Here is a 16,663-nt window from a genome sequence, read left to right as displayed (position 1 = left end):
ATATATTGTTATAAGTGAAAAATGAAAGGTGGTACAAGGACAGATATGGACTTGTCACAGTATACATTATTTATTACTGCTAATTTACCATATATATTAGCAGTTTTGACAATATTGATTTTTATAGCATTAATTATATTTATTAGTGTTAGTATTAAAATGAGCAGGCTTAATAAACGCTACCGTAAAATGATGTTTGGAATGGAAAACGCAAATATCGAAAGTCTGCTATTAAAACATATCGAAGAGGTTCGTCAAGCTGTAACTAAGGTAAAAAATCTGGACGAAAAATGTCGCCATCTGGATGTTGTTACAACAACGGCTATTCAAAACCTGGGAATAGTGCGATTTAATGCCTTTGAAGATACTGGTAGTGATCTTAGTTTTGCCTTGGCATTGCTTGACCAAAATAAGAATGGCGTAGTATTATCAAGCATTTATGGGCGCAATGAATCCAGGGTATATGCTAAGCCTATTTTGGATGGTCAGTCTACCTATCATCTTACAGCGGAAGAAAAAGCAGCTTTAAGCAAATCTTTGGAAAAAAATCATAAATAGGCAGGAATTTTGTAGGTTTTGGCGAATATAACCATAGTTCGGCGTATATAACGTGTAAGAATATAAGAGAAGGTGATCATTTGAAGCAAAGCACGCCAAAACCTGACAGACGCGAATATACTTTGATGATTGTGCCTCACCATGGCAAATCTGTATTCAGTATTCGTATACCGATGAAATTTGTCAAATATACAGCTGTGACACTGGGTATTTGTCTAACAATACTTTCCGGAACAATGCTAAATTATCGTTATCAAACCAATATCGCCGCCCAGGAAAAATATGAGTTGAATCAATTGCGGGTAGTCAACAGCAAACAGAATGCCGAGTTGCAAGAACTATCGAAAGCTACAGCAGATCTTCAGCAGGACATGAATCGTCTTAATCAATTGGATAATGACCTTCGTCGCATTGTGAGTAGTGAGGAGATTGTAGACACATCCCGTTCGGCTCCGCCTAGACTAACAAACTATAATGGTCAAGGCGGTCCTGGTATACAACCAAATGCTGCTGATTTGAAGAACTTAGTCAAAGAGCTTAAAGCAGCAGCCAATGAACGAGAAAATAGTTTGATTAACCTGAAGAGTTCTTTAACCGAAAAAAAAGAACGTTTAGCCTCGACTCCTTCTATTTGGCCGACAAATGGTGAAGTGACCTCACGTTTTGGCTGGCGTAGCTCACCTTGGGGTTCAGGGAGCGGCGATTGGCATCCTGGAATTGATATTGCGAATGATATAGGTACACCGATTACCGCCGCCGCTGATGGAACAGTTGTAAACAGCAGTTGGTATGGAGGTTATGGCAATATGGTAGAAATTGATCATGGTAATGGTATTGTAACTATTTATGGTCATAATTCCCAAAATCTTGTTACTCCCGGGCAGCAGGTTAAAAAAGGACAATTAATTGCCCGTATGGGAAGTACTGGTTATAGTACCGGGCCACACTTGCATTATGAAATCCGTGTTAACGGTACGGCTGTTAATCCATCCAGTTTTTTGTAGGAGGTAAGAGCTAATGTTTTGCAGCAAGAAACAAGCCGCCCCCATTGGTGATCAAGTAGCCACTATTATTGGAAAGGAAACTTCTTTTAAAGGCAATATTACGTCCCAAGGGACTATTCGGATTGATGGACAGCATGAAGGTGAACTTACAACTGACGGTGATCTTGTAGTCGGTGAAAGCGGGAAATTAACATCTCAGGTTAAGGTTCGTAGTGCGTTGATTGCCGGGATCGTTAAGGGCAATATTGAGGCTTCGGATAAATTAGAACTTTTATCTAGTGCTAAAGTGTATGGTGATATTAAAGCTGGCACACTAACCATTGGTGAAGGCGCAGTATTTCGTGGTGCCTGTCATATGAGCAAGGATACAATAGATGAGAGTAACAACTGAAGTAAGTGAGTTAGTGTAAAAAACCAGGATACTATGATTGGTATCCTGGTTTCTATTATATAAGAGCTTGCAATTACTATTGTCAAGAATTGTGATTACGGCCTAAACCAAAGGAGATACTATGCGCAATGGTGTCTGCCATCTTCATGACCAAGTTTAGGCGCGTACTCTGCAATACCATATGTTCCATAAATCCGCCGACATTGACAAATCCGCCGACATTGACAATGCCGGTGATATAGGCATTACCAACAGCAGGTAGGTCCTTATTAACAGCTGCACCGGGTTTAACCGCCCCATGCCCCAAAGTCACGCAACCAACATTTTCTAATTTCCCAAGACAGGCATCAACGGCAATGACAAAGGGATGGGAAAATGACGTGTTAATTGAGGCTAGCCTGCTTTCAAGATTGGTGGCATGAACAGGTTCGTCAAGGGTACCATAAATATGGGGGAATAGGTTAAGCATTTTCAATTTAGTACCTGTTAGTGGTCCGAGGGCATCGCCGGTAGACCGGTCAGTGCCAATGCATAAGACAACAAGCTCATACCCATCGGTTGTCGCTGTTTGAACTATATTGCGGATAGAGACGGCTAAGTCATAAATGACATTGGGATGACTAACATTAAATTTCAGTTCTCGTGCCGGTTCAGGGACAGGTTGATATTTTAGCGGCGATAGTTTATTAATTCCGGGAAAGTTAAAAATGTTATTTAACATAGTAGGTAAGCTCCTGTTACATGATTTGTGTTACCATTATGTGTAAAAACGAACCAGTCTATACATGACAACAGGATTTTTTAGCAACTAACAGGAATAATAAAGTGAAATATTTAATTTACTTAAGTGCTAGTGTGTCAAACAAAAAAGAGGGAGGGTTGCTAGTATATGGAAATTAATGACAAACTAAGGTCACTGCCGGCCATAGACAGTCTTTTGTCAGCTGTCACAACTGACCTAGAGATAAAGCAATATCCCCGTGAACTGGTAATCAATTGTCTGCGGCAGGCTGTTACTAGTGCGCGGGATGCACTGCGAAAAGGTGATGATAGTGCTGCTAGTCAAGCAGCGCTCATAAGTCAGGCCAAAGTTTTATTGAAAAAACATAATCAACCCAGTTTGCGGCGAGTAATTAACGCTACAGGCGTAGTGTTACACACTAATTTGGGACGGGCGCCATTAAGTCAGCGGGCCAGAAAATGTGTGACTGGAATTATGGAAGGGTACAGCACTCTCGAATATAATGTGGCATTAGGGGAAAGAGGAAGCCGGTATACCCATGTGGAGGAACAGCTTTGCCGATTGACGGGGGCAGAAGAGGCGCTGGTAGTAAATAATAACGCCGCCGCCGTGCTGTTAGTTTTATCGGCTTTGACTAGCGGCCAGGAGGTTATTGTCAGTCGCGGGGAACTTGTGGAAATTGGGGGTTCTTTCCGTATTCCTGATGTACTTAGGCAAAGTGGTGCTACGCTTGTGGAGGTAGGGTCAACTAACAAAACACATCTATCTGATTATGAACAGGCTATTGGACCTAATACGGCAGCTATTTTAAAAGTGCATACCAGTAACTATTGCATTATTGGTTTTGCTTCACAGCCCAGCGGAGTGGAACTGGCCGCATTGGCACATAAACATAGTTTGCCGGTGATTGAAGATCTAGGTAGTGGAACAATAGTACCATTAACTACAGGTGGGCAACGTGAACCGACTGCAGCCCAGCGGTTGCAGCTGGGTTTTGACTTAGTTACCTTTAGCGGCGATAAGCTGTTAGGAGCTGGTCAGGCTGGTATAATTGCTGGGAAAAGGCAGTATATTGGCCCACTGAAAAAACACCCATTGCTGCGGGCTATTCGTATTGATAAACTGTCACTGGCTGCGTTGGAAGGAACCCTTATGGAATATATCGTGGGTAATCCCGTCCAGGATATACCGGTACTGGCTATGTTACATAGCGACAATGCCATACTAAAGGAACGTGCCAACTATCTTAAAGAATTAATTCTGGAACAAAATACCGGGATTACAGCCGAGGTAATAACGCTCAACTCGCCAGCTGGCGGCGGAGCACTGCCTGCGGCAGTATTAACTGGCTATGGAGTGACTGTCTGTCGACAAGATATGAGTGCTGCTCATATGGAAAACTATCTAAGGCAACAAGAGATACCTATCGTGGCCCGCATCCAGGAGGACAAGGTGATCTTTGATGTACGCTGCTTGCTTGAGCAGGATTTAGCGGTCATTGCTTCAGCTCTTAGTACTAGTTTCTAAATGAACCATACGGAGGATATTCTAATGAAACATGTTATTATTGGTACAGCCGGACATGTTGATCATGGCAAGTCGGCCATCATTAAAGCTTTGACTGGTGTTGACACTGACCGTCTAAAGGAGGAAAAATTACGGGGAATATCTATTGATTTGGGGTTTGCTTCGCTGCCTTTGGGAGATAAGATTATTGCCGGGGTTGTTGACGTACCTGGTCATGAACGATTTTTAAAAAACATGCTGGCCGGAACCGGCGGCATTGATTTGGCTATGCTGGTGGTTGCTGCTGATGAAGGAATTATGCCGCAGACCAAAGAGCATTTAGCTATGCTCCAGCTATACGGAATCAAGAATGGTTTGATCGTAATAAATAAAATTGACAAAGTGGATGAAGAATGGCTGGAACTAATAGAGCGTGAAATACGCGACTATGTAGACGATACCTTTTTAAATGATGCGCCTTGTTGTAAGGTATCAGCTGTGACAGGGGCAGGAATTGCTGAGCTAAAAACTACATTACTATCCCTGGCTGACAAGGTACCGGTCAGGGATAGTAATGCGCCGTTTAGACTCTGGATTGACCGGGTATTTTCCATTAAAGGCTATGGGGTAGTCGTCACCGGTTCAGTACTAAGCGGCCGAGCCAAAGTTGGCGACAGTTTCCGGCTATATCCGGCAGATGCTATTGTTAGGGTGCGTGGCTTAGAGTGGCATGGTGAGAAAGTGGAAAAAATTTCAGCAGGACAGCGGGCGGCCATTAATTTAGCCGGGGTTGAGATAGAACAAGTAGCGCGTGGTATGGCGATTAGTGCAGTTGAACGGGGCGAAGTAAGTACGATATGGGATATCGTAGCTGAATGGCAGCAACCGGTAGAGAGCGGCCTGCGTGTTCGCCTGCATTTAGGAACTGGTGAATTTTTAGGTCGTATCTATTCATTTAAGGATACAGATTATCATAATATGCGGCTTATACTGGAACAGCCGCTGGCAGCTGGGGCTGGAGACAGAGGAATAATCAGACTGTATTCGCCGCAGCATTTACTTGGCGGCGTGACTTTAGTGGCTCCAGGGCGCAATAGCAGACGCCTGACTGCCGTGCGGGCGGCACTTGCTGAGGCTAAGGGCCAGGCTGATGAGTTAAATGCACTGTATTATCGCCTGGCAGAAAGCCGACAGGTATTAACTAGAGAAGATATTAGGCGGCAGAGTGGTTATTTGCCAGATAAAGCAGTAGATCAGGCTGTTGACAAATTGATAGCAGCTAAGCGATTGTATTGTCTGGATAAAACCTATATTGCCGCTGAGATGCTTGATTGGCTGACTACTATGGCGACAACAATTATTGGCAGCTTTCATAAAGCACAACCTGACAGGAGCGGCCTGGCAAAAGACATCGTACGACAAAAATTAGGTATCAATGAAAAAAGTTTTGAAATTTTCCTGGCGCAATGGTTGGAAAAAGGGGTTCTTGTCAGTAATGGCGGTGATCTTGCACTAAAAGTTCATGCAGCTCAACATGGGGATTGGAGACAAGAACTATTGGATAGGGCCGAGAATGCTCTTAGTGATATTGGTTTAACAAGTATAGATATGGTGTTATTAGCGCAAAAAATGACATTGACACCTGACAAGGCCAGGTCAACTCATGATTTACTAGTCCGGGCTGGTGCGTTAATTAAGGTCGGTGATAATTTTGTATACAGCAAAACAATGCAATACATTGTTCAAGTTATTCATAAGCACTTCCAAGGAAAACAGACATTAACAGTGGCAGAGTTGCGAGATTTATTGAATACTTCACGCAAAATGGCCTTACCGATAATGGAATATATGGATATGCATAAATATACATACAGGGAAGGCGATTTGCGCCGCCCAAGCAGCAGAATGCTGAATTTGTCAGAATAAACTTACTTTAAATATGCATATTGACAATGTGTTAATAAGTTTTTATAATTAGACTCAAAAGCAGCATGTGTACATTAGTGTGTTTTTATAAAGTATAAATGTTCTTTTGAGGGAGCGTGTCTAGGGTTCCGCGCAGCAATGCGGCTGGACCAAGCGACACAAGTGCAGCGTGGCACAGCACTACACCGTGGGAATAAAAGACCCGGCGGAAGGTCCCAATGGTAGGGGTTCTTCGCCAGGTCTTTTTTTATCCAGCTGGAAAGGTTAACTTTCCCTGGATAGAACGATTAAGGCTTCTGCCAGCGTCCTAAAGGAAAGGACTTGGTACAAGCCAAGTCTTATCTTATCTCAACAAAAAGCGTAACTTTATAAAAAACAGGATAAGGGAAACAGCGGCTTGTGTATTCGCCTAGGGTTCGAAGCAAGCCGTGTTTTCTTTACTTAGAAAGTAGTTCTGAGCAATTATTGGAGAGGATGGGAGAGTAGGATGTGTAGAATCGGAGCTATAAAGAGCAAAATAGCATTTCATCCGTCACTGGCGTTGCATTTAATGTTGCCCCAGCAAGAGGGACATGACAACTCAGGATTTGCCATGGTTATGCAAGATTTGGATGGGGTTTTTGCCAATTGCAAGGATAAGCCGTTATTGTCATTAGCCTGCACACAAAAAGGTGCAACCATGGTAGAGCATTTTATGGAAACAAATAACTTTGTCCCTGTTCACGAGTGGATTCCGCGGGGGGTTCGCCAACCGGGCCTTGATATTAAGGCCATGCCCTATTATATTTTCCGGGCCTACGATTATCCGGAGTATTATCGTACAGCTACGCAGGAGGCCAAAGAGGAACTATTATTAGATACCCGTTTAGCGCTCAGGACGCTATTAGAGGCCGAAGACCAAGGTTATGTATATTCATTTTGGCCGGATATATTAACTTTGAAAGAGATTGGCGATCCTCGCGATATTGCCGTCTATTTTAAGCTTTGGGATAATAATGGAGATTTGATGGCCAAAAACGTCGTTGTCCAGTGTCGGCAAAATACTAACTATGATATTGTACGCTATGCCGCCCATCCCTTCTTCTTGCAAGGCTATACGCTATGTGCTAATGGGGAAAACACTTTTTATACCAAAAACAAAGAATATCAAAAATCGCTGCATCGCGGTTATATTGGCTTTGAATCTGATTCCCAAAACTTTCTTTATACGTTACACTATGTTCTTAATGTGCTCAAGTGGCCGATAAAATATTACAAGCATGTTATTACTCCATTGCCGTTTGATGAGATTGTTCAACGCGCCGACCAGCGCGAATTGATAGCTATTCGTCAATCAATGGGGCATTTAGAGATAAACGGGCCAAACACTATTATTGCAATGCTGCCAAATGGTCGCATGATGACCTGCTGTGATTCCAAAAAGTTGCGACCAGTGGTTGTAGGTGGAGATGGTACTACCATTGCCATCTCGTCTGAGGTTTGCGGTCTTAATCAGATATTACCCAATCGCAATCAGGAACTTGATATTTATCCAAATGAACGTGAAGTTGTGGTTATTACTCCAGAGCTGGAGGTAGAACGATGGAAGCAATAAACATACAAGATGTTAGCGTTAATGATTTGCCGTGGAAAATACAATATACGCACGAGCGCTGTACCATGTGCGGCAGTTGTGTTGCTGCTTGCAGCTTTAATGCTATTGAAGCGGCCATGGAACGCCGGTCAGTTACTGTTTCCACAGGACACCAGCCTGAACCCAGTCAACGTCACATGGCAGTGCCTGTTATTAGACAGAGAGCAGTAGTAGCTAACGCCTGTGTTGGCTGCGGTATGTGTGAGAAGGTCTGTCCCAATAATGCCATTAAGCCTGCCCGCAACCTTGACTCTCGGATCAATTGTCTGAATCGCAGTGGTGGTGCACCAGTTAAGCGTGGTGGCCGTAATAGTATTTTTGGTAGCGAACGGACATTGGATAAAATTGTTGTTGGGCGTATTTCGCAGATGACTGACCCTGCGTTAGATTCAGAACGGCATACCTTTGATATCTTAGCACCCTTTGGGCGGGTACTTCTGCCGAATGAGCTGCCGCTTACCTCTGATGGGCAGGAACTTAAGCTGTCAGGGAAAACACCGCCGGTAAACTGGATCTATCCGGTAATCTTTAGTGATATGTCCATCGGGGCGTTATCAACCAGGGCTTGGGAAGCGGTTGCTTTGGCGACAGCTTACCTGAATGAAAAACATAATATGCCTGTGAGAATGTGTTCTGGCGAAGGTGGTATGCCGATTAAGCTAATGCAGTCAGAACATCTAAAATATATGATTCTGCAGATTGCCTCAGGGCACTTTGGCTGGAACCGGATCATTCAGGCCATGCCTCACATGAAAGTGGATCCGGCCGGTATTTTGATTAAAATCGGGCAGGGAGCTAAACCCGGCGATGGTGGTCTCCTGCCAGCGGCAAAAGTTTCTAAACCCGTTCAGGCCATCCGGGGTGTACCTAAGGCCGACCTTTTATCACCGCCTAATCATCAGGGTTTGTACTCTATTGAAGAGTCGGTACAAAAGATGTTTATGTCTATGAACGCAGCTTTCAAATTCCGGGTGCCTGTTGCCATTAAATGTGCGGCTTCGGCAACTTCGGTTTCAGTATACAATAACCTAATACGTGATCCATACAAAATCTGTGGCGGATTCTTTATTGATGGTATTCAAGGCGGTACCGGCGCAGCTAATGAAGTATCACTGGATCATACCGGTCACCCGATTGTAGCAAAAATTCGGGAGTGTTACCTGGCCGCTGTTAAACAGGGACGACAGGGTCAGATTCCTCTATGGGCCGGTGGTGGTGTCGGTTTAACCGGCAATGCAGCTGCCGATGCCTTCAAACTCATTTGTTTGGGTGCTAACGGCGTATTTTTAGGTAAACTACTAATTCAATTATGCGGCTGTGTCGGTAATGAGCATGGACGCTGTAACGCCTGCAATACCGGCAACTGCCCGGCGGGAATTTGTACGCAAAACCCGCGGCTGGTTAAGCGCCTTGATATTGATAAAGCGGCCCAGAATATTGTCGAATATATGTTAGCCTTGAACAGCGAACTCAAAAAACTGATGGCACCGGTTGGTAACAGCTCATTACCGGTTGGCCGTTCTGACGCGTTGGTAACTACAGATAAAGCCATTGCCGATAAATTAGGCATTCAATATGTATGCTAGGGGGAACTGCGCATGTTTAAAATAAATACTATCGACGGTAATAATCGGATGTCAACGCAGGACCTCTTAGAGCGTATCAATGCGGCGTTGGCACAAGGAGAAACCGAGTTTCACATTGAAGCAGCAGGTCAGCATGATATTGGTGGTCCGCTTTGGCATCCGGAAGGAAAGCCTTTAAAATTTTATATAAAAAATGCCGGTCAGCGTGTGGGTTCCATGTGCTTGCCCGGAACAGAAATTATTGTTGAAGGTTCGGTTTCCGCTGATGTTGGCTGGCTTAATGCCGGTGGCCGCATTGTAATAAAAGGTGATGGCGGTGATACAACTGCTCATTGTGCGGCTGCAGGCACGATCTATGTAGGTGGTCGGGCAGGAACCCGTTCCGGATCACTGATGAAACATGACCCATACTATGAAGCGCCAGAATTCTGGGTATTAAAAAATGTCGGCAGTTTTGCCTTTGAATTTATGGGTGGCGGTACTGCAGTAGTATGCGGCTATGATAGTGAGCAATTTGAATCCGTATTAGGTGATCGTGCTTGTACCGGTATGGTTGGTGGCATTGTCTATTTCCGGGGTGCTGCCGGCGGTATATCGGCTAAGGATACCAAGATACTAACGCTGGATGCGGAGGATATTGCGTATCTTGATGGCAAAATGGAGGACTTTCTGGGCGCTGTTGGTCGCTCAGAGCTACGGAATGAATTGACTGATTGGAGTCAGTGGCAGAAGGTAGTACCGCTTTCCTATGAAGAACGGCCCAAAAAAGCTAATACTAATATACGTGACTTCCGTACGGAGAAGTGGGTGCCTGGCAGTATTTTTGGTGATGTATGTGAGGATGACTTTGCAGTAATTGGTGCTATTACCACTGGCAAATACCGTCGGCGTGTACCTGTATGGGAAAACGGAAAATACAGTGCACCTTGCGAATTCAATTGTACTGCCTCTATCCCGTCACAGCAGCGCTTTAACCTGCTGAGAGATGGTAAGATTGATGAAGCCTACAGGCTGGTGCTTGAATACACACCTTTTCCAGGCTCGGTGTGCGGCGCGGTTTGTCCCAACCTGTGTATGGATGATTGCACTCGTAAAACAGTGGATATTTCAGCTCAAATTGGTAAATTGGGTCAATATTCCGGTCAAGCTGAGCTGCCTAAAGCCGGAGCCAAAACCGGCAAGCATGTGGCTATTATCGGCGGTGGTGCTGCCGGCTTAACCGCTGCTTGGCAGTTAGCTCGTCTGGGACATGAGGTAACCGTGTTTGAAGCTGATGAAAAAATGGGCGGTAAAATGGAACAGGTTATCCCCCGTTCCCGTCTGCCGCAACAAACGCTAAGCCGGGAAATTTCCCGGATCGCTGAGATGGGTGTTGCTTTCAAAACAGGAGTTAGCGTTGATAAAGCAAAATTTGCCACAATAAAAGACAGTCATGATGCAGTTGTAATTGCTACCGGTGCTCATGTTACCAAAGTCATCCCCTGGCCGGGACATGAGCGAATTGTTGAAGGTCTTGATTTTCTCAAGGCTATCAATCAAGGCCAAAAGCCGGCTATCGGTAAACGAGTTATTGTTATCGGCTGCGGCAATTCAGGAATGGATGTAGCAGTAGGTGCTTATGGCCTTGGGGCAGAGCAGGTTACCTGCATTGATGTTCAGCGTCCGGCAGCTTTTGAACAAGAGATTGCCCATGTTAAGGCATTGGGGGCCGAAATCCTTTGGCCGGTATTTACTAAAGAGGTCACAGAACAGGGCATTATTACCCAAGAGGGGCAGTTGATTAAAGGCGACACGGTAATAATTGCCATTGGTGAAACGCCTGACCTCAGTTTTATACCTGAAGGGATTGCGCTTGAACGTGGTTGCTTAAAACCAGCCAGTGACAATAGTGTTGCTACTGGTATCTTTACTGCTGGTGACACTATCCGTCCAGGCAGGTTGGTTGATGCTATTGGTGCTGGACGTCAGGCCGCGCTTGCTGCTAATGCTTATTTAAACCAGAGCGATTTTACTCCGGTAGAGAAAGCAAAAATTCCGGCAAGCAGGATAAGCACAGCCTACTTTAAAAAATGCCATAGCTGCGATGTCCCGGAGGCAAATAGCGACTATAGCCGCTGTATCAGTTGTGGTACATGTCGTGATTGCCATATGTGTCTCAAATCCTGTCCGGAGAATGCTATTACTCGTACTTTGGGTGAGAATGGTGTCGAGTATACTTCAGATCCTGATAAATGTATCGGTTGCGGCATTTGTGCCGGTATCTGTCCTTGCGGTGTCTGGAATATGGAAACTAATGCCGAGCCTACCCTTTTTTACAGATAGCGAAACAATGAAATAGTAGCTTTTGAGTACGGTACACTACCAGCAAAGGGGTAAGGTTATAACCTTACCCCTTTTTACATGGAACAATATAGCAAATGTCTGTATGGTGTGGACATTTAAAATGATGTACTATGCTGGAAGTATTGACAGCAATGGACAAGCCCCCTATAATTACACTGTATGGCATACACCTATGTGTTGTTAGTGGACATGGAGTACTAACGGCGGGAGGATTGGTGGCGTACTGTCAGGCAAGTCCTCTACATTATGGGGGGCGATAATGTACATACTAAATCGGCGTTATTTTTATGTAGAGTTATGTATTTGGGAGGGGAAAAACCATGTTAAAGACAAGATTCACCAAGCTATTCAGTGTTGTGGTTAGTAGCCTTATGGTGGCAGGTTTAGTAGCAGGCTGCGGTGGCAGTGGTGGCCAACAGGCAGATGTAATTAAACTGGGAGCCAATTTGGAAATGACTGGTAATAATGCTACCTTCGGCCAATCAGCGACTAATGGTGCAAAACTGGCAATTAAACAAATTAATGCCAAAGGCGGTGTTCTTGGCAAACAACTTACCTTGGTTGTAGCTGATAATAAGAGTGAGGCCGCAGAAGCAGCTAATGCCATGCAAAAGCTTGTAACTCAGGATAAAGTAGTAGCCGTTATTGCACCGATTGCCTCCTCAAGTGTTATTGCAGCGGCTCAGGTGAATGCCGATAACAAAGTACTGGCTATTAGCCCGACAGCCTCTAACCCCAAAGTTACCGTTGATCCTAGCACTGGTAAGGTTCGTGACTTTAATTTCCGGGCTGCCTTTATTGATCCATTCCAAGGCTCAGTAATGGCTACTTTCTCGCAAAAGTCACTTAAAGCTAAAACGGCTGCATTATATATTGATAACACCAGTGACTATGCTAAAGGCTTAGGCCAATTTTTCAAAGAGACCTTTGAAAAAAATGGTGGTATAATTGTAGCTAACGAAGCTTATTTGGCCAAAGATACCGATTTCAAAGCTACCTTGACTAAAATTAAGTCGCAAAATCCTGACGTGGTATTTGTACCTGGCTATTATCAGGAAGTGGGTATGATCATAAAACAAGCCCGCGAGCTTGGCCTAACTGTTCCGTTTTTGGGTGGCGACGGCTGGGATTCAGCTAAATTACCCGAAATCGGCAGCCCGACAGCCTTAAATAATACGTTCTTCAGCAACCACTATTCACCTGATGATAATAGTGCAGCAGTAAAGGACTTTGTTGAAGCCTATAAGCAAGAATACAATCAGACACCAGATGCCTTTGCAGCATTATCCTATGATGCTACTATGATGGTTATTGATGCCATGAAAAGAGCGAACAGCGCTGACCCTGTTAAAATTAAAGACGAATTGGCTAAGACCAAAGATTATCAAGCCGTATCAGGTTTAATTAGTTTTAATGCTTCGCATGATCCGGTTAAGAGTGCTGTAATTATTGAAATGAAAGACGGCAAGCAAACCTTTAGGGAAAAGGTAAATCCCTAGCTAAGGCTATGGTGCGTCCTCTGTGGCCGGGGCAGTTTCTGCCCTGGCCATCCGGACCAACCGGCCCTTCAACATATAATACTATTTTAGAAATGGAGAGTGGAGAGCGCAGTGGATTCCTCAAGTTTACTGATACAAATCGGACAACAGTTAATTAACGGTATTTCTCTGGGCAGCATTTATGCGCTCATTGCGCTGGGTTATACGATGATTTACGGTATAATCAGGCTGATCAATTTTGCCCACGGTGATATCTACATGGTGGGTGCGTATGCAGGCTTTTTTGCCACTACAATGTTTAAGTTTTCTTTTATTCCCGCACTGATTTTTTCGATGGCTGCAGCAGGTGTTATTGGTATGGTCATTGAAAGAGTGGCCTATCGGCCACTACGAAATGCACCTAAAATTGCCATATTAATTACAGCAATTGGTGTATCACTCTTTTTAGAATACGGCGGAATGCTGCTGGTATCACCACAACCGCGTACCTTCCCCGTGCTTTTTGAGTCCGAGGTATATAATATTGCCGGTATGGTGATAAATAGTCAGCAAGTTATTATTTTAGTGGTATCCCTGCTACTAATGGTCATTCTGACCTATGTCGTAAATAAGACCAAGATGGGCAAAGCCATGCGTGCGGTATCATTTGATACCGAAGCCGCTCAGCTTATGGGTATTGACGTGGATAAGGTAATTTCCTTTACTTTTGGTATTGGCTCGGCATTGGCTGCCGCAGCAGGTGTACTTGTAGGAATTTATTATAATTCGATTGACCCACTGATGGGCATTATGCCAGGTCTCAAGGCTTTTGTTGCCGCAGTACTTGGTGGTATTGGCAGTCTTCCGGGCGCCATGCTTGGTGGCACGATTCTGGGCATTATTGAAGCTTTAGTCAGCGGTTTTTGGTCTTCGACTTTCCGGGATGCGGCGGCCTTCGCCATTTTGATTATTATTTTATTGTGGAAACCGGCAGGCCTGTTGGGTAAAAATATCCGGGAGAAAGTGTAGGTGACAGGCCATGAAATTATTGCAAAAAACTAAATCAGACATAATGGCATTGGTAGCCTGCTTAATAGTGTATGCCACTATTCAGGGTTTGATATTGACTGATGTCATTGGTCCTTTTTGGCAACTTAATATAGTATTAATTGGGATTAATATTATATTAGTAGTAAGTTTGAACCTTATTAATGGTTTTACTGGTCAATTTTCTATTGGCCATGCTGGATTTATGGCAATAGGTGCCTATGTTAGCGCGGTGCTCACAGTTAAATTTCAATTGCCATTTATAATTGCTATTGCTGGTGGAGCACTTGGAGCCGGGGCTTTAGGCTTTGCGATTGGCTTGCCGACACTGCGGTTAAATGGTGATTACCTTGCGATTGCAACCTTGGGTCTTGGTGAGATTATTCGGATCACTATTCTCAACATTCAGTATGTCGGTGGTGCGTCAGGCTTTATGGGAATCCCCCGTTATACTGATTTTACCTGGATGTTTGCCTTCACGGTGTTTACGGTGTTTGTTATTAAGAACTTCATTGACTCGACACATGGCCGGGCCTGCATCTCCGTCCGGGAAAATGAGATTGCCGCCGAAGCTATGGGGGTTGACACGACAAAATACAAAGTATTAGCATTCACGATTGGAGCAGCCTTTGCCGGTGTAGCCGGTTCTCTATTTTCTCACTACTTTTATATCGCCCATCCCGCCTCCTTTACATTCATGAAGTCTTTTGATATTTTGACCATGGTGGTATTGGGGGGGCTTGGCAGCATAAGCGGGAGCATTACTGCCGCAGTTTTACTGACCTTTGTTTCGGCAGCGCTGGCTAGCTACCCGGAGTGGCGGATGATTATTTATTCGTTGATGTTGATTATTTTAATGTTGTATCGGCCACAGGGCTTGTTTGGTAACAAAGAATTAAGCATGAAGATGTTAAGCCGCTGGACAGGAGGTAAGAAACATGGCTCTACTCAAGGCAACTAAGCTGTCAATAGTTTTTGGCGGCCTGAGGGCAGTTTCTAATTTCGATGTTGAAATTGCTCCTGGCGAGTTGGTTGGACTAATCGGCCCTAACGGTGCGGGTAAGACAACGGCTTTTAATCTGTTAACTGGCGTATATGAACCAACAGAAGGGCAAATTGAGTTTGATGGCAAAAGCATTGTTGGTCTTAAACCTTATCAAATTACCCAAAAGGGTATAGCGCGTACATTCCAGAACATTCGTCTGTTTGCTGATCTGAGTGTGCTTGATAATGTTAAGATTGCCTATCACTTTCATGTTAAATATGGGTTGCTGGAATCAATGTTGCGCGTTGGCCGGTACCATAAAGAAGAAGCTGAAATAGAAGAAAAGGCCATTAAGTTTTTGGAAATATTCCAACTGGCCGATAAAAAAGATGAAATTGCAAAAAATCTCCCCTATGGAGAGCAACGACGGTTAGAGATTGCCCGGGCTTTGGCGGCTCAACCCAAGTTGTTGCTCTTAGATGAGCCTGCTGCTGGGATGAATCCACAGGAAACGCAGCAGCTAATGGAAATGATTCGCTGGATTAAGAATGAGTTTAACCTAACCATTCTCTTAATTGAGCATGATATGAGTCTTGTTATGGGTGTATGTGAGCGGATTTACGTGCTTGACTATGGTAGCATAATTGCGCAAGGTACGCCGATGGAAATCAAAAATAATCCGCGGGTTATCGAGGCCTACCTCGGGGAGGAGGTTTAGCTCATGGCAATGTTAAAAGTTGATGATATAAATGTATATTACGGTGCTATTCACGCTCTAAAGGGCATTAGTGTAGAGGTAAATCAGGGAGAGATTGTAACCTTGATTGGTGCCAATGGTGCAGGCAAGAGCACAACACTGCGTACCATCTCAGGGCTTTTGAAGCCCAAAACAGGACACATTATGTTTGAGGGTCAAAATATTGCTGGCACAGCAGCCCAGAACATTGTTAAATTGGGAATTTCCCAGGTTCCTGAAGGCCGACGGGTGTTTGCTCATATGTCGGTGCTGGAGAACTTGGATCTTGGTGCCTATCTACGTTCTGATACTAAAGAAATCAAGGCTGATATGGATCTGGTGTTTGGTCGTTTTCCACGGTTAGCCGAACGTCGTAGTCAGCTTGCCGGTACGCTTTCCGGTGGTGAACAGCAAATGCTGGCCATGGGGAGGGCGCTAATGAGCCGTCCACGTATCCTACTGTTAGATGAGCCGTCAATGGGCCTGGCACCGCTGTTAGTGAAAGAGATTTTTTCTATTGTTAAAGATATTAATGCGAACGGTACAACTATCCTTTTGGTTGAGCAAAACGCTCATATGGCGTTATCCATTGCCAATAAGGCTTATGTGCTTGAGACTGGACGGGTTATACTGTCCGGCGACGCCAAAGAGTTGGCCGCAAGTGAGGAAATTAGAAAAGCATATCTTGGCGGCTAATCTGCCGCGGAATATAGATTATCTCAAATTTC

The 16,663-nt window shown here is 44.4% G+C and carries 14 protein-coding genes; 13 read left to right on the top strand and 1 reads right to left on the bottom strand.

Translation table 11 applies throughout. The features are described 5' to 3' along the window. The first annotated feature begins 21 nt into the window (after positions 1-21). The 3 genes from SALPA_RS12495 (at position 22) to SALPA_RS12485 (ending at position 1,953) form a co-directional block, all read left to right on the top strand. Positions 22-558 carry a DUF4446 family protein gene (locus tag SALPA_RS12495; RefSeq protein ID WP_255451185.1) on the top strand — a complete coding sequence of 179 codons (537 nt, stop codon included), beginning with the start codon at positions 22-24 and terminating at the stop codon, positions 556-558. An 80-nt stretch (positions 559-638) separates the two neighbouring features. After that, the gene (locus tag SALPA_RS12490) at positions 639-1,562 is read left to right on the top strand and encodes a M23 family metallopeptidase (protein ID WP_255451184.1); all 924 of its coding nucleotides are present in this window, start codon (positions 639-641) and stop codon (positions 1,560-1,562) included. Positions 1,563-1,575: 13 nt separating this feature from the next. Then, positions 1,576-1,953 carry a polymer-forming cytoskeletal protein gene (locus SALPA_RS12485; RefSeq protein ID WP_145094337.1) on the top strand — a complete coding sequence of 126 codons (378 nt, stop codon included), beginning with the start codon at positions 1,576-1,578 and terminating at the stop codon, positions 1,951-1,953. Between the two features lie 82 nt (positions 1,954-2,035). Here the strand turns inward: SALPA_RS12485 and yyaC are convergent, their stop codons facing one another. Beyond that, on the bottom strand, positions 2,036-2,674 hold the full coding sequence (yyaC, locus tag SALPA_RS12480; protein ID WP_145094335.1) for a spore protease YyaC: 639 nt from the start codon (positions 2,672-2,674) through the stop codon (positions 2,036-2,038). Positions 2,675-2,842: 168 nt separating this feature from the next. On the opposite strand from yyaC, the gene selA reads away from it, so the two are divergent. The 10 genes from selA (at position 2,843) to SALPA_RS12430 (ending at position 16,631) form a co-directional block, all read left to right on the top strand. After that, on the top strand, positions 2,843-4,222 hold the full coding sequence (gene selA, locus SALPA_RS12475) for an L-seryl-tRNA(Sec) selenium transferase (RefSeq protein WP_255451183.1): 1,380 nt from the start codon (positions 2,843-2,845) through the stop codon (positions 4,220-4,222). Positions 4,223-4,246: 24 nt separating this feature from the next. Beyond that, positions 4,247-6,127, top strand: coding sequence for a selenocysteine-specific translation elongation factor (gene selB / locus SALPA_RS12470; protein WP_145094332.1), 1,881 nt, complete (start codon positions 4,247-4,249; stop codon positions 6,125-6,127). A gap of 487 nt (positions 6,128-6,614) precedes the next feature. Next, positions 6,615-7,721: a glutamate synthase gene (locus SALPA_RS12465; protein ID WP_145094329.1), complete on the top strand. Its 1,107-nt coding sequence runs from the start codon at positions 6,615-6,617 to the stop codon at positions 7,719-7,721. After that, positions 7,709-9,346, top strand: coding sequence for a glutamate synthase-related protein (locus tag SALPA_RS12460; protein ID WP_145094328.1), 1,638 nt, complete (start codon positions 7,709-7,711; stop codon positions 9,344-9,346). Before SALPA_RS12465 ends, SALPA_RS12460 begins: the two co-directional genes overlap by 13 nt. Positions 9,347-9,358: 12 nt before the next feature. Continuing rightward, complete coding sequence (locus SALPA_RS12455; protein WP_145094325.1) at positions 9,359-11,668, top strand: FAD-dependent oxidoreductase; 2,310 nt, start codon at positions 9,359-9,361, stop codon at positions 11,666-11,668. A gap of 341 nt (positions 11,669-12,009) precedes the next feature. Then, on the top strand, positions 12,010-13,188 hold the full coding sequence (locus SALPA_RS12450; RefSeq protein WP_145094322.1) for an ABC transporter substrate-binding protein: 1,179 nt from the start codon (positions 12,010-12,012) through the stop codon (positions 13,186-13,188). Between the two features lie 111 nt (positions 13,189-13,299). Then, positions 13,300-14,196, top strand: coding sequence for a branched-chain amino acid ABC transporter permease (locus tag SALPA_RS12445; protein WP_145094319.1), 897 nt, complete (start codon positions 13,300-13,302; stop codon positions 14,194-14,196). Between the two features lie 10 nt (positions 14,197-14,206). After that, positions 14,207-15,175, top strand: coding sequence for a branched-chain amino acid ABC transporter permease (locus SALPA_RS12440; RefSeq protein ID WP_186451056.1), 969 nt, complete (start codon positions 14,207-14,209; stop codon positions 15,173-15,175). Further along, entirely contained in the window at positions 15,153-15,917 is a 765-nt protein-coding gene (locus SALPA_RS12435; RefSeq protein WP_094606635.1) for an ABC transporter ATP-binding protein, read from the top strand. The genes SALPA_RS12440 and SALPA_RS12435 overlap by 23 nt, the downstream gene beginning before the upstream one ends. A gap of 9 nt (positions 15,918-15,926) precedes the next feature. Continuing rightward, entirely contained in the window at positions 15,927-16,631 is a 705-nt protein-coding gene (locus tag SALPA_RS12430; RefSeq protein WP_145101930.1) for an ABC transporter ATP-binding protein, read from the top strand. Positions 16,632-16,663: the final 32 nt, after the last annotated feature.

Origin of the sequence: Sporomusa sp. KB1 (assembly GCF_007830295.1) — a bacterium.
Taxonomy (GTDB): Bacteria; Bacillota; Negativicutes; order Sporomusales; family Sporomusaceae; genus Sporomusa.
This window is presented reverse-complemented; position numbering and strand designations above follow the sequence as displayed.